This window comes from Sphingobacterium rhinopitheci, from assembly GCF_022627575.1.
In the GTDB taxonomy this organism is placed as follows: domain Bacteria; phylum Bacteroidota; class Bacteroidia; order Sphingobacteriales; family Sphingobacteriaceae; genus Sphingobacterium; species Sphingobacterium rhinopitheci.
The window spans coordinates 17157-43113 of record NZ_JADEYQ010000019.1 but is presented as its reverse complement, the minus strand read 5'-3'; the positions used below and the strand labels follow the sequence as shown (position 1 = coordinate 43113).

At 34.8% G+C, this 25957-nt stretch carries 20 protein-coding genes; 9 read left to right on the top strand and 11 right to left on the bottom strand.

Annotated elements, in window-relative coordinates; translation table 11 throughout:
* The first annotated feature begins 593 nt into the window (after window positions 1–593).
* Window positions 594–1628 (top strand): nucleoside hydrolase, encoded by a 1035-nt coding sequence (locus tag IP023_RS13615; protein WP_241790947.1) that lies wholly within the window; start codon window positions 594–596, stop codon window positions 1626–1628.
* A gap of 112 nt (window positions 1629–1740) precedes the next feature.
* Here IP023_RS13615 and IP023_RS13610 read toward each other — a convergent pair whose 3' ends face one another.
* Entirely contained in the window at window positions 1741–2484 is a 744-nt protein-coding gene (locus tag IP023_RS13610; protein ID WP_241790946.1) for a 3-keto-disaccharide hydrolase, read from the bottom strand.
* A 682-nt stretch (window positions 2485–3166) separates the two neighbouring features.
* Between IP023_RS13610 and amaB the strand changes: the two genes are divergently transcribed.
* The 3 genes from amaB to IP023_RS13595 all read left to right on the top strand — a co-directional run bounded on the left by amaB (window position 3167) and on the right by IP023_RS13595 (window position 6983).
* The gene (gene amaB, locus IP023_RS13605; protein WP_241790945.1) at window positions 3167–4696 is read left to right on the top strand and encodes an L-piperidine-6-carboxylate dehydrogenase; all 1530 of its coding nucleotides are present in this window, start codon (window positions 3167–3169) and stop codon (window positions 4694–4696) included.
* A gap of 23 nt (window positions 4697–4719) precedes the next feature.
* On the top strand, window positions 4720–6012 hold the full coding sequence (gene lat / locus IP023_RS13600) for an L-lysine 6-transaminase (protein ID WP_241790944.1): 1293 nt from the start codon (window positions 4720–4722) through the stop codon (window positions 6010–6012).
* A gap of 131 nt (window positions 6013–6143) precedes the next feature.
* Window positions 6144–6983, top strand: coding sequence for a sulfurtransferase (locus tag IP023_RS13595; RefSeq protein ID WP_241790943.1), 840 nt, complete (start codon window positions 6144–6146; stop codon window positions 6981–6983).
* Here the strand turns inward: IP023_RS13595 and IP023_RS13590 are convergent.
* The 6 genes from IP023_RS13590 to IP023_RS13565 form a co-directional block, all read right to left on the bottom strand.
* The gene (locus IP023_RS13590) at window positions 6978–7769 is read right to left on the bottom strand and encodes a GLPGLI family protein (RefSeq protein ID WP_241790942.1); all 792 of its coding nucleotides are present in this window, start codon (window positions 7767–7769) and stop codon (window positions 6978–6980) included. The two genes, IP023_RS13595 and IP023_RS13590, sit on opposite strands and share 6 nt — an antisense overlap.
* Window position 7770: 1 nt before the next feature.
* Window positions 7771–10551, bottom strand: a complete 2781-nt coding sequence (locus tag IP023_RS13585) for a TonB-dependent receptor (protein ID WP_241790941.1) — start codon at window positions 10549–10551, stop codon at window positions 7771–7773.
* 271 nt (window positions 10552–10822) lie between these two features.
* The gene (locus IP023_RS13580; protein ID WP_241790940.1) at window positions 10823–11692 is read right to left on the bottom strand and encodes a pirin family protein; all 870 of its coding nucleotides are present in this window, start codon (window positions 11690–11692) and stop codon (window positions 10823–10825) included.
* Between the two features lie 126 nt (window positions 11693–11818).
* Entirely contained in the window at window positions 11819–12406 is a 588-nt protein-coding gene (locus tag IP023_RS13575; RefSeq protein WP_241790939.1) for an RNA polymerase sigma factor, read from the bottom strand.
* 220 nt (window positions 12407–12626) lie between these two features.
* Window positions 12627–13898 (bottom strand): serine hydroxymethyltransferase, encoded by a 1272-nt coding sequence (locus IP023_RS13570; RefSeq protein WP_241790938.1) that lies wholly within the window; start codon window positions 13896–13898, stop codon window positions 12627–12629.
* 148 nt (window positions 13899–14046) lie between these two features.
* The gene (locus IP023_RS13565) at window positions 14047–14574 is read right to left on the bottom strand and encodes a DUF7935 family protein (protein WP_241790937.1); all 528 of its coding nucleotides are present in this window, start codon (window positions 14572–14574) and stop codon (window positions 14047–14049) included.
* A gap of 106 nt (window positions 14575–14680) precedes the next feature.
* Here IP023_RS13565 and IP023_RS13560 point away from each other — a divergent pair, with 106 nt between their 5' ends.
* From IP023_RS13560 to IP023_RS13550, 3 genes are all read left to right on the top strand, one after another.
* Entirely contained in the window at window positions 14681–15034 is a 354-nt protein-coding gene (locus IP023_RS13560; protein WP_241790936.1) for a HesB/IscA family protein, read from the top strand.
* A gap of 638 nt (window positions 15035–15672) precedes the next feature.
* The gene (locus IP023_RS13555; RefSeq protein ID WP_241790935.1) at window positions 15673–18981 is read left to right on the top strand and encodes a SusC/RagA family TonB-linked outer membrane protein; all 3309 of its coding nucleotides are present in this window, start codon (window positions 15673–15675) and stop codon (window positions 18979–18981) included.
* A gap of 19 nt (window positions 18982–19000) precedes the next feature.
* On the top strand, window positions 19001–20884 hold the full coding sequence (locus IP023_RS13550) for a RagB/SusD family nutrient uptake outer membrane protein (RefSeq protein ID WP_241790934.1): 1884 nt from the start codon (window positions 19001–19003) through the stop codon (window positions 20882–20884).
* 83 nt (window positions 20885–20967) lie between these two features.
* Here the strand turns inward: IP023_RS13550 and IP023_RS13545 are convergent, their stop codons facing one another.
* Genes IP023_RS13545 through IP023_RS13530 form a run of 4 tightly spaced genes read right to left on the bottom strand, consistent with a single transcriptional unit; the run spans window position 20968 to window position 23337 of the window.
* Window positions 20968–21375 carry an EVE domain-containing protein gene (locus tag IP023_RS13545; protein WP_241790933.1) on the bottom strand — a complete coding sequence of 136 codons (408 nt, stop codon included), beginning with the start codon at window positions 21373–21375 and terminating at the stop codon, window positions 20968–20970.
* Between the two features lie 8 nt (window positions 21376–21383).
* Window positions 21384–21731, bottom strand: coding sequence for a gliding motility protein GldC (gene gldC / locus IP023_RS13540; protein WP_241790932.1), 348 nt, complete (start codon window positions 21729–21731; stop codon window positions 21384–21386).
* Window positions 21731–21970 carry a hypothetical protein gene (locus IP023_RS13535; RefSeq protein ID WP_241790931.1) on the bottom strand — a complete coding sequence of 80 codons (240 nt, stop codon included), beginning with the start codon at window positions 21968–21970 and terminating at the stop codon, window positions 21731–21733. Before IP023_RS13535 ends, gldC begins: the two co-directional genes overlap by 1 nt.
* A gap of 2 nt (window positions 21971–21972) precedes the next feature.
* On the bottom strand, window positions 21973–23337 hold the full coding sequence (locus IP023_RS13530; RefSeq protein WP_241790930.1) for a DEAD/DEAH box helicase: 1365 nt from the start codon (window positions 23335–23337) through the stop codon (window positions 21973–21975).
* A gap of 129 nt (window positions 23338–23466) precedes the next feature.
* On the opposite strand from IP023_RS13530, the gene IP023_RS13525 reads away from it, so the two are divergent.
* Window positions 23467–25605, top strand: coding sequence for a S46 family peptidase (locus tag IP023_RS13525; protein ID WP_241790929.1), 2139 nt, complete (start codon window positions 23467–23469; stop codon window positions 25603–25605).
* Window positions 25606–25723: 118 nt separating this feature from the next.
* Window positions 25724–25903: a histone H1 gene (locus IP023_RS13520; protein WP_241790928.1), complete on the top strand. Its 180-nt coding sequence runs from the start codon at window positions 25724–25726 to the stop codon at window positions 25901–25903.
* Window positions 25904–25957: the final 54 nt, after the last annotated feature.

Genomic DNA, 25957 nt, shown 5'->3' with positions numbered 1-25957 from the left:
TTAAAGTTAAATTGTAACTTTCGTTTCTCAACTACTCATTACGCTACATGATCATTTTCTTAAAGAACTTTCTTCGCATCCGCATCGCGCTTCTGCTTATATTTCGAGCATTACTGCTGTACTTATCATTTTTTGTTTTCCCTTCGTTTCCGTCGGGACTGCAAAGGTAGAAAATTTATTCTAACCTCCAAATTTTATTTGAAGATTTTTCTTTTTGTTTTTCGCATATTTCTATGCTTAAACATCTTCTACTCTACTTTTCAAGGTTGTTACCAACCGTTACTCCCTTGCGGAGTGGTGCAAAGATAGCACAAAATATATCCTACTTCCAAGTGTTTTATTCCTTATTTTCTGAAATAGCAGCTAAGTTGTTGATACGATGACGGATAAAATGAATTTTTAACCTAAAATAATTCGATAAATTAAAAAAAGTATTTAAATTACAATAAACTTATATAATTATATACAATAGCCTTCTTTATAAATAAGCACTGAAACTTATCATATAACCAATTATAAATAAAACAATTATATAGTTACATTAATGATAGTATAATATAAACTAAATAGATAACAACCATTAAAACCATTTTATGAGCATCTTAATAAGATCATTTGCGATCTGCATTGCTACATTAGGCATAATAGCGTGCAATTCAAATTTAACCACAACTAATAAGTCTAACTCAACCTTCGACAGCGAAAAGAAACCTGCTCAAGTAATATTCGACACTGACATGGGGCCTGATTATGATGACATTGGAGCTATAGCTGTTTTACACGCTTTAGCTGATAGTAACGAATTAGAAATATTAGCAACAGTATCAAGCAATGGTCATCCAGATATTTCGCCAACAATTGAAGTATTAAATAGATATTTTGGCAGGCCAAATATACCTATTGGTGATGCCTCATCATCAGCATTAAATTTCACAGCTAGTAATAACTGGAATAATAAACTTATAGCACAGTTCCATCCCGCATCTAAAGGAAAGAAGTACGAACCAGCCGTAACAGTATACAGAAAAATTTTAGCTAGTCAACCAGACAATAGCGTAACTATACTTACTGTAGGCTTTATGACTAACATTAGTGATTTATTAAAATCTAATCCCGATACTATTTCAAATATGAATGGTTTAGAATTGGTAAACAAAAAAGTTAAAAATTGGGTTGCTATGGCAGGGACTTTCCCTGATGGAAGAGAGTTTAATGTATTTGAAGACTCCACCGCATCAGTATATGCATTTAACAATTTCCCTAAACCGATATTATTAAGTGGATTTGAAATCGGTGACAAGATTAAAACAGGCGCAAAAGTCGCTGCACTAAATGACACACTAAGTCCAATATCTGTTGGATATAAATATAATTTTGATACATATTCGAAGGAGGGGGAAAAAGAACGCAGCTCATGGGACCAAACAGCAGTATTAGTAGCTGCACGAGATCCTGAAAGATACTTTTACATAAGCGGTCCTGGTAAATTCATTGTACAGTCAAATGGACTAAATTATTGGCTTCCATCCGAAGAAGGAAATCATCGTTTTTTAATCCATAAATATCCTTCCCGCGAAATAGCAAAAGTAATCGATGATCTCATGCTTCATCAACCCATAAACAAATAATTTCTCATGACCAGGTGATGTTTGTACATCACCTGGTCATGGTTAGCGAATATTATATTTGAAATGCTTCGTATTAAGAGGAGTAATCTAAATTGCAACGCCTAAGAACAGATCAGTTCAAAATCTCTTTTACAATATGTTGATCAGAGATCACGCCTCCATCAAGCTCTATAAGATGTAAATTTTTAAATTCAATAGGCGCTCCCTCAGCTTCTAAACACAAATATCCTTTGCGATTACTGGCTAAGCGTACCCCATTAACATATTTACCATTTACAGATAATTTTATTGTCCCATCAATACAAACTACAGTATACTTATTCCATTGCCCCACACCAAGGCACCGATTTTCAATAGATTTGCTACGCTCTCCCCTTGGATTATCAGGAACAGTAGTGACAGTACCAGCGCCAAATAACTCACCATGAACGTAAGCTATGGGTTGTACTTCACCATTTTTTTTATTTTGATTGACCCAATCCAATTCTAACATTTGAACCTCTACGCCATTAGGCAAACGTGATTCAGCATCAGGTAAGGCATCACACCATACAAAAACACCTGAATTACCACCTTGTTGAAGATGCCTCCACTCCACCTGTAATATAAAATTTTGATACATTTTTTCAGAACGTATAACACCAATAGGATTACCTGTAGAAACTAAAATATCCCCATTGACCTCCCAAGTATCGGAAGAAGTATTAACATCAATCCACCGAAGAGGCTGATCAACAGATTTGCCATCAATCAAGCTATTCAGACATTTGGCATCTCCAAATTCAAAAAGCACATTTTTTTGAGCAAAAGCATTATTGAGATAAAAAAATAAGACGAAGAGAAATAAATAGCGCATAAAATTATAATAGGTTTATTTAAAAATAGCAAAAACTCTATATATAAACCAATTAAAAAAAGATAACCCCTGTAATGTCTTGCCCCATAGACAAAACATAGCTATCATGAGTTCCATCCTATGTGAATAAGGATTCCAAATTCATTATATGCCACATTATTGAAAAATCCTAATCAATTCCCATAACAGCCAATAATAGCGTGATTCACGTGTAACATCCAAAACCATACCTACATTATGGTAATTCTCCACGGAAATCTATTCAGCAAAAATTTATTATCATCCACCCAAGTAGCCCGCTCAAAAGCTGCATATTACTATTATTAATAATCATGTGAGCTAATTTCTTATGCTAGATCGATAATGAGCAATTTGTTTTCCAAATTATATCCTTTCTTTAGTGTAATTCAAAGCAGTCAAACAACGAACAATAGCAGTAACATTAGTACGAAAAAAGATATACCAGATCGTACCGAATTTAAACAAAACAAAGAACCAAACATAATTCATACTTCAGGTAAAAATCCGATCTACAGGAAGAACAACATTCAATAATCATCATGATATTCCAAGATTTATTTGGCAAAACATTTAAAAACACAAAACAAATTCACAACTTTAGTTTAAAAAATAAATTATATTCTCTATTTTGTATTAATTTTCGAATAATATAAACCATTACATGACAACAGAAGAATTAAAATCAATAAACATAGATGTTGAAAATCTAGGTACTTCAACAGGTAACACATGGTTTGCGAAGGGTGATATTATTAAATCATACTCACCTACAAATGGTAAATTAATAGCATCTGTTAAAAGCACCACACGCAATGAATATGATCAAGTATTGGCGGAAGCCGCAAAAGCAAAGCTACTATGGCGTGATATCCCCTCACCAAAACGTGGAGAAATAGTACGTCAGCTAGGTGATAAACTAAGAGAACTAAAGCCTACATTAGGGAAATTAGTATCCTATGAAATGGGCAAATCATACCAAGAAGGTATGGGTGAAGTACAAGAAATGATCGATATCTGTGACTTTGCAGTAGGATTATCAAGACAATTGTACGGTAACACAATTCACTCCGAAAGACCTGGCCATCGGATGTATGACCAATACCACCCGTTAGGCGTTATTGGTATTATCACTGCCTTTAACTTTCCGGTAGCGGTATGGGCATGGAATGCAGCATTGGCGTTGGTGTGTGGAAATGTAATCGTATGGAAACCATCCGAAAAAACACCCATTTGTGCCGTTGCCTGTCAACAGATCATCGCAGATATATTAAAAAAGAATAATCTACCAGAGGGAATTTCATCCTTAGTAACAGGAGACGCTGAGGTGGGGAAATGGATTGCTGAAGATGAGCGTATCACTTTAGTTTCTGCTACTGGATCTACAAGAATGGGGAAAGAAGTAGCTAAAACCGTAGCTGGTCGATTAGGTAAAAGTTTATTGGAGTTAGGTGGCAACAATGCAATCATCGTAACGCCTAGTGCTGATTTAAAAATGACGGTTATTGGCGCTGTATTTGGTGCTGTCGGTACTGCGGGGCAAAGATGTACTAGCACAAGAAGATTAATCATACATGAAAGTATTTACGATAAAGTCAAAAACGCTTTAGTAGATGCTTACAAACAGATAAAAATCGGAGATCCTCTAGATACGAATCATCATATGGGTCCACTTATTGATACTGATGCTGTACATATGTACTTAACAGCGCTTGAAGAAATCAAAAAACAAGGTGGAGAAATACTAGTTCCGGGAGAAGTATTGACAGGAGCAGGTTATGAAAGTGGTTGCTACGTCACACCTGTAATTGCCGAGGTAGAGAATCACTACGACATCGTACAACATGAAACTTTTGCACCTATACTTTATCTTATCAAATACACAGGTGAAGTGGACAATGCTATCCAACTTCAAAATGCGGTACGTCAAGGGTTATCTTCTGCAATAATGACTTCAAATCTTCGTGAGTCCGAAATATTCTTGAGCCAAAATGGTTCTGATTGTGGTATTGCTAATGTGAATATCGGAACATCAGGAGCGGAAATAGGTGGTGCTTTCGGGGGAGAGAAAGAAACTGGCGGTGGTCGAGAATCAGGGTCAGATGCGTGGAAGGCGTATATGCGCAGACAGACAAATACGATCAACTATACAACAAGTTTACCTTTAGCACAAGGGATTAAATTTGATCTATAACCTAATATCATACAACCTATATTATGAGAGAAACACACAAAATACTAGCAAAACACATACTAGCGGATGGTTTTCCGCTAGTAATAGACCTTAACAAATCACATAATTCTTACATTGTTGACATCAATGGGGATGAATACTTGGACATGTTTAGTATGTTCGCTTCATCACCTATCGGTTACAATAATCCTCATATACTAGAGAATAAACATTTACTCGAAGATGTAGCCATAAATAAATTAGCACTATCAGATATTTACCCACAACAATTTGCTGCATTTATGGAAACATTCTCCCGTGTAGCCATACCAGAAGAGTTATCATACTCTTTCTTTATTGATGGAGGAGCATTGGCTGTAGAAAATGCCCTTAAAGCAGCATTTGATTGGAAAACGAGATTGAATATTTCTCAAGGAATAGAAAAGGAAGCTAGTCAAGTCATACATTTCAAGCAAGCATTCCATGGACGTTCGGGTTATACATTATCATTGACCAATACCAAGGATCCTAGAAAGTATATGTACTTTCCAAAATTTGACTGGCCACGTATTATAAATCCGAAATTGACATTCCCATTAACGGAAGAATCTATAGCCAGTACTATTACAGTAGAAAAAACAGCAATAGATCAAATAAATAACGCTATTGCCAATAATCCACATGAAATTGCTTGTTTAATAATAGAAACTATTCAATCTGAAGGTGGAGACAATCATTTCAGAGCAGAGTTTTTGCAACAATTGCGCAGCATCTGTGACGAGCATGATATCCTACTTATATTAGATGAAGTACAAACAGGTATTGCTATGACAGGAAAAATGTGGAGCTACGAACATTATGGTATCATCCCTGATCTAATCGCTTTTGGCAAAAAAACTCAAGTATGTGGCGTTCTAGCCAATAGGGATAAATTTGACCGTGTAGAGAATCATGTTTTTAAAGAGTCAAGCCGTATAAACTCCACCTTCGGAGGTAACTTGGTCGATATGATTCGCTTTCAACTCATACTAGAAGTGATAGAAAAAGAAAACCTTGTTTTCTTAGCACAAGAATTAGGTAATTATATGTTAGCTAAAATTCATCAATTGGTAAAAGACTTTCCTTTTTTATCCAATGCACGTGGCAAAGGGCTACTTTGTTCCTTTGACTTTGAAGATGAAAAAACAAGAGACCAATTTGTTAGTGATGCATTTCAACAGAAGCTATTGATTTTGGGCTGTGGAGAAAAAAGTATACGCTTCAGACCGCATCTAACGGTATCTATCAACGATATAGACAAAACATTTGATATAATCCGAAAAGTTTTAAACCACTAATAACCTACACACTTATTAAGATAAAGGCCTTTAATCATATGAATGAAGGCCTTTTTTGTAATATTAATAACCAAAGTAACAAACTATTAATTTGGAAATGCATACTTTAGTATAACTATAAAAACAGCACCATGACGAGTTTAATTACGATAGAGCAGTCCAAAGAATTATTAGCTAATCCAAAAACTATAGTATTGGATGCTACGATAGACAAAGTCAATCAAAAAATTGATAACAGCCATGTAAAGCTTATTCCCAATTCATTATTCTTTGATATCGAGCATAATTTTTCAGATCATACGACAAGTCTACCTCATACGATGATAGATATGGTGAATTTTACTGCTAAAGCACAACAATTAGGAATAAACGATGATTCTATCCTTATCATTTATGATCGTTGGGGAGTATACAGTAGTCCACGTGCTTGGTGGATGTTCAACTATATGGGGCATAAAAATGTATACGTACTCAATGGAGGTTTACCAGCATGGGAATCCAATGGTTTGCCGACTGTAAGTGAACACATCACCTCCAACGAATTAGGTAATTTTGAAGCCAAAAAACAAAACAATTGGTTTGCCGACACCCAATTTGTACTATCACTATTACCTGAAAAATCAACACGTATCATAGATGCACGCGGAAAAGGACGATTCTTAGGGACTATACCCGAACCTAGAGAGGGGGTCCGTTCAGGACATATTCCACAATCATACAATATACCTTTTGAAGAGGTACTAGCAGGCATCTACATGAAAGATACTACAGCTGTAAAAGAAACATTATCTAGCCTATTAACGCAAGAAGGTTTAAATATATTTTCATGTGGTTCGGGGATTACAGCTTCGGTCTTGGCATTGGCAGCATACGAAGCTGATTACAAAAATATAGCCGTATATGACGGCTCATGGGCAGAATGGGGCGCCGACTCTACCCTACCAATTGCTATTGGAGACGAGTCCTTATAAAAAGACTCGTCTTAATGCTTTTTGAAATTCATTGTCATTTAACCAATCGTAAACCGAAGATCTCAATTTCTTCACTACAACAACCTTCTCCTCAGGGACAACTTTTTTCTTTTTGGTCAAGGTAGAAGATACGACATCATTGTTCAACTGCACTGAAGTAGCAAACATATTGATATTTAAATATGGAATAGATACGCCGAGAATCACACCCGGTAGCCCCTGTATCAACTCAGGTCCTGCCGGAATCGCTAGTTGATTGGAAAAAAAAGCAACTACATAGATCGAATCTTGGATGATACCATTAGCACGTCTACAATCATAACCTGCTATATTGCGGTATTCATCTGTATATTTCCACTTTACGATAGGCACAGTATCTTTAACTATCAACTCATCATCACCAAAAGGTAATAAACGCTGATATTGTCCTATCCTAAAATCAGTATATGTTTTAGAATCTTTGAATGTAGGTAAGTAAGCTATTCCACTTCTATAGTTGTCTGGATATTCTTCTTTTATCGTTTCAAAAAGTGTTTCCTGACCACTAAATTTGAGGGTATATTTGGTTAAGATCTCCTGAGGGCCATTTTTCACGACATTCTCCACGGAAAATTTATCCCACACATCCATAACAGGCTTATTGAGGTAATGATTTTTAATAAAATTTTGCAAATGAAACCTAGATTCATAAGTTATTGTACCGCTATTGGCAAAATAAGCATATTGTGCTGAAGCAGAAAAAATACTAAACAACAAAACCAAATTTACTACGATATACTTTTTCATATTATTCGCCTCCTTTCATACTGGTAAAATTATAAATCAACTTGAGCATAGCATATCTATGCAGCACATCATTGGTTGTCTGTGTAAAAGCATAGCCACTTTGACTCCTACGCACTCCGCTATTGCGGTTGAAGATATCATTTACAAATAGCTGTGTCTCCAAAGATTTATCTTTAAAGAATTTCTTAGAGATAAAACCATTCATATTGAAGACATTGAAAGCTTTCAATGTCTGTGTGGCAGCTTCGTAAGATTGATTCCCATTAAAACCTACTTTGATACCCTTAGTTAAAGTATAATTAAAATTAAAATAAGAACTAAAAGTAAATGTATTACTATTTAAGTCTGGCTGTAAAGTAGATTTCATAAACTGAAATCCAGGATTGACATTTACATAAAAGCTCCATTTATCAGCTATATAAGAATTAAATCCAATATTTGGGGTGATATTATACGTTTCATTATTGTTTAATTCTGATTCTCCATTATTTACAGACAGATAGTTAAAAGAATTGTTATAATTCAAGCTACCGCCTAAATTTCCACTCAAATTAAACCGCTTCCATATAGGTTGACGATATTCGGAATAAAAGGAAATATATGTATTTGGTTTCTTAATATTAACATATTGAATATCCCTTTTCCCCGTCTCACTAAAGTAGTTTACTTTTGCTGTTACAGCATTAAAAGATTGCGTCATATAGATACTGCTATAAAAGCTTTGATCCTTTATTTGTTTGTAGGAATTAAAATAAAGATTATACGAATTTCTAAAACCAGACTGCAGATCAGGATTTGGTAAATAGTTGACCACAGTTTCTCTATTCTGATTCAAGGGTTCTATTTGATTCAAGGATGGTTGTGTAGTACGTCCATTATAATAAAAGCTCAAATTTTTACTTTTCGTGATTTTATAATTTGCCGATACCGTAGGAGCAACAGATTGTTGATTTCTATTCAAGGTACTATTCAAGGTATTATAAACGCGCTCTACTGTTTCAAAACTAAATCTATTACTGGCATTAAATGTTAACTTATCATTCTTATAATTAACACCTGCATTCACCGCATTACTGATCGTATGCTGATTAAAATCATTTAACTGATTTTGATCCAATATATCGTATAATCCTGTTGAAGGATCTTTATCAAAAGATTTATTCAAGATAGCGTTAGTATTATTCCCTACAGCATAACCGACCGTTCCAGTCCATCTTTTGGAAAGAGGCTCTGAATAGCTCAAAGAAGCATTGAAATTAGTATTCTTTGAATTATCCGTCTTATACTGATCAATTAATAGATTTGGATCATTGTTAGCAAATTGAGTTAAAGAATAATAATTAGCATTTCCATTATCTTTATTTGATGCTATAGAAGAATTTAAAGTAATGGATCGACGAAGCTTTAGAAACTTTCGGGTTAATAAAATACTAGCATTTATATTTTCACTCGATCGATGGCCGATATCATCAGATTCCACTTCATTGATGAGCGAAAAATCCAAGTTTTGATCTTGCGAATTGCTATATGATTTATTATCTCTATTCGTTTGTGCATAGCCAAATTTGAAGGTTATATCTGCTAAAGAATCCACTTTAAAATCATAGCGCACATTGGCATTATTATTCTTTGTCTCATTATTGGTAAAGCCTGTAGAATTTTCTATTCGAGCGATATCAGGAAGATTATTTTGAGAAAAATAAGTTCTATTATTATCCACAGACATTTGGGCTCTTTGATAATTGACATTTAACTTATGCTTATCTTTATTGAACTTATTGGAATAACTAGCGCCTAGATTTAATGCTGTAGGTACACCATTACCATTATAATTACCCGCCCATCCACTATTTACAACATCGTCCGATGAAGAAGTAATAAAAATAGCACCATCCTCGGCTTGAACATTAGTGCTACCTCCCACTCCATACTTCTGTCCATCTTCAAAACCGAGACTTACCATTCCATCATTAGAATATATGCCATAAGCAGCAATTTTTTCCGATCCTTTGAATTTGTTAACCATCCCTTTGAATCCGTAATAACGATCCGTACCTCCACCTGCTAATACTTGACCGAAAGTACCTTTTTTCATGTCTTGTTTCAGGGTGATATCTATGGTCTGGGTACGTTCTCCATCATCTATCCCTGTACGTACTGCTACATCAGATTTCTTTTCATATACCATTACTTTATCCACCATATTAGATCGGATATTTTTCGTTATTAACTTAGGATCATTCCCAAAAAATTCCTCTCCGTCCAATAATACTTTCTTTACTTCTTTGCCCTGAGCGGTTATATTACCATTCGCATCTACAGTGATTCCCGGTAATACTTTCAGTAAATCCTCTACATTTGCATCTTTGGCGACCTGAAAACTAGAGGCATTATAAACTGTAGTATCCCCTTTAAGTACTATAGGTACAGCACCTGTTACCGATACTTCTTCTAATAACAAAGCTGCTTTGGACAATTTGAGTGTACCGATATTGATATCCTCGTTTGTTAGTTGAAAATCTCTAGTATAATCGGCATATTTTGGATAGGATACGATCAGTTTATAACTACCTGTATCTAAGTCTGTCAATAAAAACGAACCATTATCTTTGGTCCAGGCAAACTTTACTAAGATAGAATCTACTTGATTCAGAATGGCTATAGAAGCCTTTTCTAATTTCCCATTATCTGCACCATCTACAACTATTCCAGAAATCTTGGTCTGTGAAAAGGTATTAATAGAAAAAAATAAAAATAGAATTGATAGGAGTAATCTTCTCATTTAGTTTATAAGTATGGTAATTAATATCAACTATGCCGTTTTCTTCGAATAATTAAACCATTGGTTTTTAAAACAACGGAATACAAGATATTCTTTCTCATTAACTACAACACACAAATTCCCCTGATAAGTAGATTACTTTTATAATTGATTCTTAAAAGTAGTAATAAACTACGAAAATATCGTTTAAGAGAAAATAATTAACAATACTTAACAAAAAAAGAGAAGCTGTACTATACAGCTCCTCTTATTTTGTTATATTTATTTTATGCTATCGCAATGGTACATAGCCATCATCACCTGGCACTTTATCGAATTGATGATTTTGCCATTTCACTTTAGCTTCTTCAATGGTTTCCTTAGCTGTAGCTACAAAATTCCAATAGATAAAACGCTCTTCAGGAAAGGGCTCTCCACCAAAAATATAAACTGTAGTATTGGGTTTCATTTCAAAAGAACATAGATGCGCATCTAGTGTAATTAATATTTGTTTATTACCGTAGGTAAAACCACCGCTTTCAATCTCTCCATTGAGAATATACAAACCACTTTCACCAAATAATTGACTTTTAAAATCAATGATTTTCCCAACATCACCTGTTTTTATTTCTATCATATAGAGCTTGCTATATACTGGGACAGGTGATTTGTGACCAAAGAGATCCCCTGCAATAAGTTTATAATGAACGGTATCTTCTTCCCATTCCGGAATATCTTTGGCTTCGATATGATGAAATTCGGGATCCATAAATTCCAATTCTTTAGGCAAAGCCACCCAAATTTGCAAGCCGTGCAAAAATTTATCCTTTTGGCGCAGATATTCAGGCGTTCGCTCCGAATGAACGACACCTTTACCAGCTGTCATCCAATTGACAGCACCGGGCATAATTTCAATGGCAGTTCCCAAACTATCGCGATGAAATATGGAGCCTTCGAATAAATACGTCAATGTAGATAGACCAATGTGGGGATGTGGTCCGACATCTAGGTTTTCATGGTCTGCCAAACATGCTGGCCCCATATGATCAATAAATACAAATGGTCCAATTGCTCTTTTCTGACGAAATGGCAATAACCTACCCACTAAAAAATTCCCAATATTAGCAGCTGTTTCTTCCCGAATGAAATCTATATTCGACATGATGTATTTCCCGTTGGTATATATTATAAAAATACTATTTATTGCACATTTGTGTACTATATAAGGCTAAAAAAGCCTATCAGATATAAATATTGATAGGCTTGATACGTAAATAACGAGAAACTCTTAAAAATGAAAAGTTAAATTATGCTCTTCTATCTTACGCCTTAAGTTTGCTAAAGCATAACGCATACGTCCTAATGCCGTATTAATACTGACATCGGTAATTTCTGCAATTTCTTTAAAACTCATACCGCAAAAATGTCTCATTATTAAAACCTCCTTTTGGTCATCTGGTAAAAGTTGAATTATCCGTTTCAAATCCTTATCTATTTGATTTTTTACCATAACATTCTCTGCATTATCATCGGAGAATACTAATACCTCAAAAATATCATAGCCATCTGAATTAACTATGGTAGGAGCTCTTTTTTGTTTTCTAAAATGATCGATTACCACATTATAGGCGACGCGCATTACCCAAGGTAAAAACTTACCTTCTTCATTATAGCGACCCGATTTAATTGTATTGATAACCTTTATAAAAGTATCTTGAAAAAGATCTTCAGCCAAGTACGAATCTTTAACACGTACATATATTGAAGTGTATACTTTTCTTTTATATCGATCTACTAACTCTTTTAATCCATTCTCATCTCCCTGAATATACAAATGGATTATTTCTTGATCTGTCTTATTTTTTAGTAATTTCATACAATTCCCTAATTAAGCTAGAGTTTGGTTTTATATTAAAAGAGTATTAGTGTTTCGATAAGCAATTAGTTTAATTAGTATAACATATTAGTAATTTACTCATAATACCTTAATGTATCAAATCAGACAGATACTTTTAACATTAATTTACATTTATGTATCCATAAAAAAAGCTCCAAGGATATCCCCTTGGAGCTTGATATTATTATGTATTAAATACTTATTTGTACAATGGAAATTCAGCCATTAAGTCTTTCACCTTCGTGTGAATAGATGCTAATTTAGCCTCATCATCTTTCGCTTTCAATGCAGCGTCAATCAATTCACCAATCTGTAACATCTCTGCTTCTTTCACACCACGCGTTGTAATAGCTGCTGTACCAAAACGAACACCAGAAGTTACAAAAGGAGAACGTGTATCAAAAGGAACCATATTTTTGTTCGTCGTAATACCCGCTAAACCTAATACTGCTTCTGCTGCTTTACCAGAGATATCTTTGTTACGTAAATCGACCAACATCAAATGGTTATCAGTACCACCAGAGATAATTTTATAATCGCGATCAACAAAGAACTTCGCTAAAGCTTGCGCATTTGCTTGTACTTGTTTAGCATAAGTTAAATAGTCATCTGTTAAAGCTTCACCATAAGCAATCGCTTTAGCAGCGATAGTATGCTCTAATGGTCCACCTTGCGTACCCGGAAATACGGCTAGATCTAATAATTGAGTGATTGTACGCGTTTCACCTTTTGGTGAAGTTGCACCCCAGGTATTTTCAAAATCTTTGCCTACCATGATCATACCACCACGAGGACCACGCAATGTTTTGTGTGTCGTAGTCGTTACGATATGACAGTGAGGAAGTGGATCATTTAATAAACCTTTAGCAATCAAACCTGCAGGGTGAGAAATATCCGCTAATACCAAAGCACCGATTTCATCAGCTACTTTGCGGATACGAGCATAATCCCAATCACGTGAATAAGCAGAAGCACCACAAATGATCATTTTTGGTTTTTCGCGTAACGCAGTTTCTTCTAATCCTTCGTAATCTATTAAGCCTGTTTCTTCTTTAACACCGTAAAATAATGGTTGGTAAATTTTACCTGACAAGTTCGCTGGAGAACCATGCGTCAAGTGACCACCATGAGATAAATCTAAGCCTAAAATTTTATCGCCTGGTTTGATTGTAGCCAAAAATACTGCTGCGTTAGCTTGCGCACCAGAGTGAGGTTGAACGTTTACCCATGCAGCACCAAATAATTTTTTAGCACGTTCGATGGCGATAGTTTCAATCTCATCTACAACTTCACAACCACCGTAGTAACGTTTTCCCGGAAGTCCTTCTGCATATTTGTTTGTCAAAACTGAACCTGCAGCTTCCATCACTTGTTTACTTACAAAGTTCTCAGAAGCAATAAGCTCAATACCTTCTTCTTGGCGTTTTAGCTCGTTAGCGATAAGATTAAAGATAGCTTGATCTCTTTCCATTATATTTAATTTGTTTATTGTTTTTTCTTCCCAAAGATACAATTATCTATTTTTTTAATCGTATGGATATTTAAACTTTTAAAAAATTTCTGTTTATTTTTCAAATAAGAAACTATATCTCAAAAAACATAAATAATAATATATAATATTATGCAGAAAGCTCTTTTTTCAAAATATTCTGTGCAACATCATACGGGTTTTCACTCCATTCATTTGCATGCTTGAAGACTACAGCGATATAATCATCGACATTAGCGGTCGGAGGCATTATTTTACTTGCATTTTGAAATAATAAAGAAGTATTATTTTTCAAATCTTTAATTATAGTCCAAGCCAAGTCCGAAACATATAACTGTTGCGTAAAATTATGCTGAAATTCAGCTTCCAAATCAGCAATTATATTTTTCTTAAACTGTTCAATTGTCCCCTCAGTATTATGATTACGTAACATTATTTGCTGTGGCGATATACGATTTACAAATAACAATAAACGCTCATAAGCTGCAAATCTTAACTGCAGCGTATCCTTTGTAAGCTCCTTTCTTTCGTGGATTGAATTAATCTTCAATAAAGAAACCTCTATTTTGGGCCATACAATATAGAAAGAAAGTACTACAGCAATACATCCACCTATTGCTGTAACCAATAGCTGTAAAAAAAAAGTCGTATATTCCATATGAATTAATAAGCAATGTTTATATTCTGTCAAAAAAAAGACGAAGGGTTTATTTTATTTAAAAATATGTAATTTTGTTTAACAATCATATAGAAAAGAAAAAGCAATGAGTACAGAAAATATAGCTACTGCAGCACCTGTTACATTAACTGTTGGGGCGGTTGCAGAATTAAAAAAACTAATTGACCAACAAGAAATTACGGAAGAGTACGGTCTACGTATCGGTGTTGAAGGCGGTGGTTGTTCAGGAATGAACTATATTCTTGGTTTTGATCAAAAGAAAGAAGGTGATACGGAATTCGCTATTGAGGGAATTCGTGTATTTATGAATAAAGCACACGGAATGTATTTGGCGGGAATGGAAATTGACTTCAAGAGCGGTCTTGAAGCTAGAGGTTTTACGTTCAACAATCCAAACGCGACAAGCACATGTGGATGTGGCTCAAGTTTTTCAGCATAAACAATTTCTACCAACTAAAAATGGGCAATCATAGTACTATGATTGCCCATTTTTGTTAATAAATAATAGCTACTAAAAAGTCCCTTCAAGATATATTTGCTACATAAACCTGCCATCACCCAATCATTCAATTTTTCAACACTACTCCTATCCATCATTAACAGACTAGTAATTACTATTAAACAGGCTAGTATGGAATTGTAATGCACTTATTTTAGCATGTTACAAATTGAATAACGCATAAATCATACAAAAAAAAGATTACTCCTTAAGGTACAATGATTTATAAAAAACAATCATATTTTATTTTGGTTACAAACATATTTATCATTACGTTTGCCGCCATAAAGCCTAAAGAATCTTATTACCAATCTGTCAAACTACATAAATACAGATTTCTATAAGGAGAAATGAAAATGAACAAACCTAATGATACACGATTATTATTCTGCTATTCTATAGTAAATAAGATAAATAAAAAGGTGTCTACATTAAAAAAGCAGATAAACCCAAAACCGCATAAATATGCACATCAAAGTTATAGTTTTGAATTAGCATATGATGCTAATCTTATATCGTAAGAAATATCAGCTATAAAATAAACCCCTAATAACTAACTAATATATTCAATTTAATTCATGAATGACTTTACTAAAAAAGCATCCATCTATTTACCATTAATTTGCTTAAGTATTGCAGTTAATGCTAAGGAAAACAGCTTTTTAAAAACAAATCAACGCCTGGTAGGCTCAGCGACGAACTATTCACTTATTGAAAAATCCACCTACCAACAAAAAATTACAGGTACAGTAAGAGATGTAAACAACAATCCTATAGCAGGAGCCAATGTCAGTATCTTAGGTACTAACAAGACAACAACAACAAATTCAAATGGTCAATTTGAATTAAATGTATCTCCAAAAAGTATCATACAGATATCATATGCTGGATACAGTGCTCAAACTATAGAAACAGCTAACAAAACAACTTTTCAAATTGTACTTAAAGAAGACAACCAAGAATTGGACGAAGTAGTCGTTGTAGCATTCGGTAAATCAAGCAAAGAAGCATTTACAGGTTCGGCAGGTGTTCTCAAAGCAGATGATCTTGCCAAATCCCAAGTTACCAATCCCGCTAGTGCATTAGCAGGTCGTGTCGCCGGAGTTCAATTAAATGCAACATCGTCACAACCAGGATCTTCACCTTCCATTACTATTCGAGGATTTGGTTCTATATCTTCAGATACAGCGCCCCTTATTGTAGTTGATGGTATGCCTTTTGAAGGAGATTTAAACTTAATTAATGCAAGTGACATAGAATCTATGACAGTATTGAAAGATGCTGCTTCAAATGCTTTATATGGTGCCCGTGGAGCCAATGGCGTAATCATGATTACTACAAAAACGGGTAAAAATGGGGAAGCAAAAATCAATTTAGATGCTAAATGGGGAGTTAATTCTAATGGTTTAAGAAACTATGAAACATTAAACTCACAACAATTTTATGAGACGTATTACAAGATGTTATATAATTATTATATAACAGACAAAGGTGGTGCAATGTCTTCACAAGATGCCCATACTTTAGCAAATAGCCAATTGACAAGCGCTTCGAGTGGAGTTGGTCCAGGTTATATGATATACTCTGTTCCTACAGGGCAAGAATTTATCCAGCAAGGTGGTGCCATGAACCCCAATGCGACAATGGGATCTTTATACAGCTATAACAATCAACAATATTGGTTACAAGCGGATAATTGGGAAAAGGAAGGTTTACAACATGGATTGAGACAAGAATATAATGCTTCAATCTCTGGAGCCAGTGAAAAAATAAACTATTACACATCCGTAGGCTATTTAGATCAAGAAGGTATACAATCTGGCTCTAGCCAAGATCGATTGACTGCTCGCTTAAAATTAGACTACAAAGCAAAAGATTGGTTGAAAGTAGGTGGTAACGCCAATTACAGTAAATATAATTACGCACAAACCTCTGAAGGAACGATTGGAACTGGTACAATTTGGAGTATTATCAAAACCCAAGCCCCAATCTATCCTGTATATTATAGAGGTGCAGACAAAAACATCATGATTGACCAATGGGGTCAACCAATGTACGATTTTGCCAATAACTATGATTTAAGTAAAGCTGGCGGTATAGGCGGAAACGCTATTTTCAACAATAAATACGAAAAATCTGGAAATAATGGCAATTCACTTACCTTAAGTGGCTATGCAGATATAAACTTGACTTCGGATTTGACGTTTACGGTGAATGGTAATATTTACAATTATGACACAAGATATACGTACAGCAAAAGCCCATTTGTAGACTATTACACAAGTTCATCGGATAATGGTTATCTATCAAAAAGCTCTTCACGTACATATTCTTATAATACACAGCAATTATTAAACTATAATAAACGTATTGGATTACATGATATAAGTGGATTATTAGGACATGAATACTACAACTATAAGTATGAATATTTAGGTGCCTCAGGTCGTAATTTCGGTATTGACAATACGACAGAATTAGCAACATTATTAAATTTAAATACAAATCCTAACTCCTATTCAAACGCATACAACAACGAAGGTTTCTTCTTTAGAGGGATGTACAACTATGCGTCCAAATACTTTGGTTCTGTTTCGTTCCGTCGTGATGCTTCGTCCCGTTTTTCAACAGATTACCGTTGGGGTAACTTTTGGTCAATCGGTGGAGCATGGATCATCTCCAAAGAGAATTTCTTCCATGCTGATTGGGTCAATAGTTTGAAAATAAAAGCGTCATTAGGTTCTCAAGGAAATGACAAAATTGGTAACTACTTGTATGCTGACTCTTACAGGGTTATCAACAATGATAATGAAGCAGCGTACCAGTGGAGACAAAAAGGAGCTAAAGATATCACTTGGGAAACGAATACAAACCTAAATATTGGTACAGAATTCGAATTATTTAACAAACGCTTATCAGGTAGTATCGATTATTTCAATCGTACAACGACAGATATGTTATTCTCGCTTAACACACCTCCATCAATTGGCTATACAAGTTATTACCTAAACTTAGGTGATATGCGCAATAGAGGTGTCGAATTAGTATTGAATGCCAATCTAATCAACAAAAAAGATTTTCAATGGGATGTAAACTTTAATATCACTCATGTTAAGAATAAAGTATTAAGCCTTCCAAACGATATTAAGACAACATCAGTAGAAGGTTATGATGGTTACGTAAACTTAGATAAATCTTTTGTTTCAAAGTACAAATATTTCGTAGCTGAAGGATTACCGCTATACACTTGGTACTTACCAAAATTTGCAGGTTTAGATGAACAAACTGGTGAATCATTATACTATAAAGATATCATTGATGGCAATGGAAATATATCAGGTCAAGAAACTACTAAAGATATAACTAAAGCTACAGATTATTTAATCGGTGATGCATTAGCAAAATTCTATGGTGGCTTTGGTACTACAGTATCCTATAAAGGCTTAGATTTATCTATCAATCTAAACTACCAAATAGGTGGTAAAGCATACGATTATACATACCAAACATTGATGCATACAGGTGGTACAACAGCTACAAACTGGCATGTAGATATGCTTAATGCATGGACACCAGAAAATAAAAATACTGATATACCTCGTTTATTATTCGCAGAAACGTATTCACAAAACTCACGTTCAGATCGTTATTTAACGAATGCTAGTTACTTAAATATCCAAAACATCAATTTAGGATATACGCTACCAGCATCCATCAACAACAAACTAAATTTGCAGCGTGTGCGTGTATATATGGCTGTAGAAAACCCTTTCTATATCTCGGCACGTAGAGGATTTGACCCACGCTATACATTACAAGGATATACTAACCCAGAGCTTTATTCTCCTATGCGTACCGTATCTGGAGGTATAAATGTTACATTCTAATTATTACAATAAATACAAAATGAAAAAACGTTATATATATTTATTAGCAGGATCTTTATTAAGCTTAAGTAGTTGTATTAAAGAAACACTACCGACAGAATTTGTATTAGATTCTCAGATCCAGGATTCACCTAGCGCTATAAAAGGATTAGTAAACTCTATCTATTCATCGATGGCAGGCTACCAAAATTCAGATGGTGGTTTAGAGATGATTTCTTATGGAAGTATGCGTGCTATGTTAGAACATGGTACTACCCAAATGGTATGTTCGGGAGCCAATGGATATAATACTATGGGAGCTTATTCGAATGGAAATATCCCTTCTACAGGATCCAACCGCGGACTATACCCTTCTTACCTATATTATGCATACATCAAAAATGTAAATGACATCATTAAATTAATCGGCACTGATGATAATATTGATGACACGAAAAAGGGTTACTTAGGTATAAGTTATGCTTATAGAGCATTGTATTATATGGATTTGGTACAAATCATGGAGTACAAAAAACCTACAGATAAAAGATATACTTATACTACGCCGGAAAATAATTTAGAAAACTTGGGTGTTCCTATTGTTACTGAAAATACTACCTCAGAGGAAGCAACAAACAATCCTCGCGCAACAGTTGATGCAGTATATGATCTTATCTTTAGTGACCTTAAAGCCGCAGAAAAATACTTGGACGGTTACACACGTACCGACAAGACACAACCAAACCTAGCTGTTGTTTATGGTCTTTATGCACGTGCTTATGCAAATATCGCTTCACGTGTAAAAACCTCAGCTACCTATAAAGATGAAAATGCCTATTGGCAAAAAGTAGAAGAATATTCAGATAAAGCAATCAGTACTTCGGGTGCTACTCCACTGACGGAAACAGAATGGACAGATCCTAAGACAGGTTTTAATAACCGCAACTCCCAAAATTCATGGTTATTAGCAACTTCCATATCACAAGGAAATACGGCTGCTGCAAGTGAAGGATCCTTTGTATTTTCAATGATCTTTGGTACTGAGACTGAATTTTCGGTGTACGGCTGGCGTGTTGGTCGTTCATTGGACCGCAAATGGTATGAGCGTCTTTCAGATGATGATTTTAGAAAAAAATCTTGGTTAGCACCAAACTTCTTTTATGAGTCAAAAAATCAAGTTGCTGGAGCCCCTTATTTAATAGAAAAAGATGTTAATGGTAATTTGATAAATAACAAATGGCAAAATACCAACAACAACCAAAGTACAAATGAGCAAGACTGGAATAAAGAATATTCAGGCGTAGGTAACAGTAATTACCAATATCAATTAAACAGTAATCCTGCTTTTATTCGTTCACGCATCAATAAAGGGAATGGATTTACGGGATGGCCATGGTTATATGTAAATATCAAATTCAGACCTTATAATGGTAATAACACAACATATGCTATCGGTGGAGCGACCGATTATCCAGCAATGCGTGTGGAGGAGATGCATTTCTTAAAAGCAGAAGCTGCCCTTCATACAAAAGGAATTGGTGCTGCAAAATCTGCTCTAGAAAATATTGTAAAAACACGTAATAGCAGCTATACATGTACAGCTACAGATGCTACGAGTTTCTTAGATGAGTATATCTTCCAAAAAGGTATTGAATTTTGGGGTGAAGGGATTAACTACTTTGACGCCAAACGTCTAGAAGTAGGTATTCACCGTGCTTATCTGGGTAACAATAATGAACGTTACCAACACCTAATCAATATGGATGGCGTATTTGTTGGATGGACACCAGGATGGAATCAAGCAGAATTGAATGCAAATCGTGCATTATTGTATTACAATAATCCATTTACCAATCCTACAACATTCTATTTCTATCAATCTAATGATGCTTTTAGACCGTATTATGGTATACCATTAAACTAAGCAATAATACCCAAAAAATAAAAACCTGATTGTAATCAATCAGGTTTTTATTTTTTGGGTATTCCGTATCTTTGATAGCGCGATTAAGAATTTCCTAATTCTACAATACGATCAAATTCTTCTGCTTTGAGTGGCATCACAGATAATCTACCTTGACGAACTAACGCTATATTTTGTAAAAATTCATCCGCCTTAACCATCTCTAAAGTAACAGGTTTTTTGAAGGTCTCGACGGGAGATAAATCTACCACTACCCATTTTGTATCATCAGTAGTAGGATCTTGATAATATTCCTTTACTACTTTAGCCACCCCCACTACTTCTTTACCTTCATTGCTATGATAGAAAAGCACTAAATCACCTTCCTTCATTGCTTTCAAATTATTACGAGCTTGATAATTGCGTACACCATCCCAAAATGTCTGGCCGTCTTTATTAAACTGCTCCCAACTATATTTGAAAGGTTCTGATTTGACTAAGAAATAATTCATACTTAAAATTATTGTTGCTCTAACACTTCCATTTTATCTGCAAAATGCGCACAATAATCACGCAAATCACCGATTACATTTTCTGCCATAGGATCACCACCTGAAGATCTTAAAAATGAATCGCCTAATGTCTGTAACGTTTCATAGAAAAAACGCTTCATTTCATCATATGGCATATCTTTGGTCCATAGATCGATACGCATAGAATTTTTGTACTGTGCATCCCAAAGGGCCAAAAACATAGCCTTTGCAGGTAAAGTATCAGATGATTGACCATCTGTAGAAGACCACATGATATTCTCTGGAACGTTATTATCGTCCAGCTCTACATTCAATTTTATTTCTGCTTTTTTCATTATTGTATTTTCAATATTATCATTACTATTCCTACGATAAGAATAAATCCTATCTCTAAGAACCATATTTTTTTCAATTCTTTAAAAATAATGCGAAATGCTAAATCCACCAATGATAAGATGACCAATAGCAAAACTAACCAACCCCAGGAGAAGATCATCTCTTGATCCATCTTCCATTCGGACAGCAGCCATACCAATATAACTGCCAAGGTGATATTCAACGGGGTAAGTTTCATGATTAAGAGTTTTTAAACTTTTTACCTTTTTTCTTAAATCCAGCCTTATTGACGCCCATCTTCTTGACTTTACCTGCCGCTTTCTTCGCTTTAAGACGTTGAGTTTCTTCAATCTTGGCAGCATGCTTTTTCTCATGAAAAGCTCCTTGATAATCGGGATTATCCTTTTTCTTTTGATTATCAATCTCACGCGCTATTGCCTGACGTTCTTCATATGGAGTTTTCTCCACAAAGACCTCCTCTGGCAACTCATATACAGGAATAGACTGTCTTATTAATTTCTCAATTTTCTTAAGGTAATACACCTCTGATTCGTTAGCGAAAGTAATAGAAACACCGTCATTGAAAGCCCTTCCTGTACGACCAATACGGTGTACATAATCTTCAATAACGATAGGAACATCAAAGTTGATTACATGGCTTACATTAGAAACATCCAAACCACGTGCCGCAACATCTGTCGCAACTAAAAAGCGAATCTCCCCAGATTTGAAAGAATTAATAGAATTGATACGTGTATTCTGTCCTTTGTTGGCATGAATAACACGTGCATTCTCTTCTCCAAACTTACGCGTGATAAAACCAAATACATTATCTGCTACTTCTTTTGTTTTACAGAAGATGATGACACGATTGAAAGCTTCCTCATCTTTAAACAAATGCTGTAGCATATTAATCTTGGTTTTTAGATTGGGCACTACATATACTTGTTGGGTAACATTCTTAGCTGGTGTAGCTTGTTCTGTAACTTCTACAATCGTCGGAAAAGCTAAAAAATCACCTGATATCTTACGTACCAATTCGCTCATCGTAGCAGAGAACAAAAGATTTTGGCGTTTGCGAGGAACGACTTCTAATATACGGTGGATTTTACTAATAAAGCCCATATCCATCATCTTATCCGCTTCGTCCATCACCAATACTTTCAGTGACTTCGTCACAATATCTCCTGCTAGATATAAATCTAAAAAACGACCGGGCGTAGCGACAATAATATCACAGCCTTTTGCAAGCTGTTCTTTTTGTGTCTTCGGACCCAAACCTCCATATAATAATACCGTACGTATATCCAAATACGTAGAAAACATACGGATATGTTCTTCAATCTGCATCGCTAACTCACGCGTAGGGCTCAAAATAAGTGCACGCGGATCGTCACCTTGAGCATATTTAAGATTCATCAACAATGGTAATACAAATGCCGCTGTTTTACCTGTTCCTGTTTGGGCTATCCCCATCACATCCTGACCTGATAAAATAGGAACGATAGCTTTTTGCTGAATCTCAGTAGGCTTATCATAGCCTGCTTCAGCAATAGCCGTTAATAATTGCTTGTTGAATTTAAAATCTTCGAATGATACTTGCATCTTGCAAAGATAACTAAAACTTACACTTATTATGTCCAAAGAATGTCAAGCATTTTAAACTATCTAAGTCAAAATTTTGTTTTACCATAGATTTGAAGCATTTTTGTTATTGAATTAAAATAATTTAGAATGAAGAAATTAATAGCATTATTAACGTTTTGCGTTGTTGGCTTTTCAGCAATGGCAGACGAAGGGATGTGGTTCTTAATGCATTTGAAGCGTCTTAATGAGGCTGACATGCAGAAAAAGGGATTGAAATTGACCGCTGAGGAGATATACAGCATTAATAACTCTAGCTTAAAAGATGCAATCGTACAATTCAATGGCGGTTGTACTGCGGAAATCGTATCAGGTAAAGGTTTAGTATTTACAAACCACCACTGTGGATATGGTGCTATTGCAGAATTATCTACTAAAGAGCATGATTATCTAAAAGATGGTTTTTGGGCAAAAAATTTCAGCCAAGAATTAAAGCCAAAATCTCTATATGTACGTTTCTTTGTACGTATGGATGATGTTTCTAAGCGTATCTTAAGTCTTGTAAATGATAAGATGTCCGAAAAAGAACGTAATACAATTATTCAACAAGAAATTGCTAAAATCGAGAAAGAAAACTCCGAAAATGGCAAATATATTGTTAATGTACGTTCTTTCTACAACGGAAATGAATTTTACTACTTCGTATATGAAGATTACACAGATGTTAGATTGGTAGGTACTCCACCAAATAGCATAGGTAAATTTGGCGGTGATACAGACAATTGGGAATGGCCTAGACATACAGGAGATTTTGCTATTTTCCGTATATATGCGGACAAAAATGGTAACCCTGCCCCTTATTCAAAAGAAAATGTACCTTTAAAAACGAAATACTACTTACCTATCAGTTTGAAAGGCGTTAAGGAAGGAGATTTCTCAATGATATTAGGATATCCTGGACGTACCAACCGTTGGATGCCTGCTGCCGGAATTGATCAAAATGTAAATTTTGCTTACCCAGCATGGGTGGAGGCTTCAAAAACAGGTATGGATGCCATGAAGAAACATATGGATAAAGACCAAAGTGTGAATATCAATTATGCTTCTAAATATTCAGGTGTTGCCAACTATTGGAAAAATCGTCAAGGAATGATTGATGCCCTTACCAAACATAAAACATCAGCTTCAAAACGTAAAACCGAAGACAAACTGAATAAATGGGCGAACAAAAAAGAAAATAAAGAGCAATATGGTGATGTCATAAAAACCATCAACGAATACTACGATGCAACAAACCTAAAAGCACGTCATGATAATTACTTGACAGGACTTGTTCGCTCATCGACATTCGGTTCTTTACCTGCTACATTAGGTAATGCATTAAAGCAATATGCTGAAGCTAATGAAGCTAAGCGTTCAGAATTAAAACCTCGCTTAGAAACATTCATTGCTGACAACTATGAGAAGCTATATCTTCCATTGGAAGTAGATGTATTAGCTGACGAGTTAAATCTATACAGTACTAAAGCAGGTCAAATAGCACCTTATATTGCTGAATTAGCTAAGCAAAACAATAATACGTTTGGCCCAACGGTTCAAAATGCTTTTGACAACAGTATTTTTGCCTCTAAAAATAAATTAGAAGCATTTTTAACTAATCCTAATGCTGAGCAGATAGACGAAGACCCATTATACAAGATATCATCTTCATTGATGAACAAATATCGTGAGCGTACAGCAGAACAAGATTTAGCGGAGGAAAAATTTCAAGCAGCACATCGCAAATATATCGCTGGTTTCTTAGCGATGAATCCAAATGGAAAATACTATCCTGATGCAAATAGCACTTTACGTCTTACGTACGGTAAGGTTCGCGCTTTACCAAAAGATGCACGCAATGATGCTAAAATCAACAACTACACAACATTAGATGGTACTATAGCAAAGTACAAACCAAATGATGACGAATTTGATATATCACCACGATTAATCGAACTTAATGAGAAAAAAGATTACGGTAGATATGCGGATAAAAATGGTTATATGCCTGTCAACTTCTTGAGTGATCAAGATATCACAGGTGGTAATTCGGGATCGCCAGTATTGAATGCGAAAGGTGAATTAGTAGGTATTGCATTTGATGGAAACATAGAAGCGATGGCGGGGGATGTTATCTTTGATCCAAAGCTACAACGTACTATTTCTGTTGACATTAGATACGTTTTATTTATCATAGATAAATTTGCAGGTGCACAAAACATCATTGACGAGCTAACAATTGTAGAGTAAACATGATAAAATGTACTTTTTTGTGTAAAAAAGTGCATTTTATTTAATATTTCATTTTTAGTTTTTGTATATTTATTACATCTTAGTAAATAATAGAAACTAAATTATATTAATAGAAATGGAAAACTACACTAAATTAAAAGAATTAGTTGCTTCTATTGAAGCTGACGCTGACAAATTTTACAACAATGCTAATTCGGCAGCGGGTACTCGTGTACGTAAAGGTTTACAAGACATTAAAACTTTAGCACAAGATATCCGTAACGAAATTACAGCTAAGAAAAACGAAGGTAAATAGTCATTTTTCTTCTGAAGAATAAAAAAGGGAGCTTAATATTAAGCTCCCTTTTTT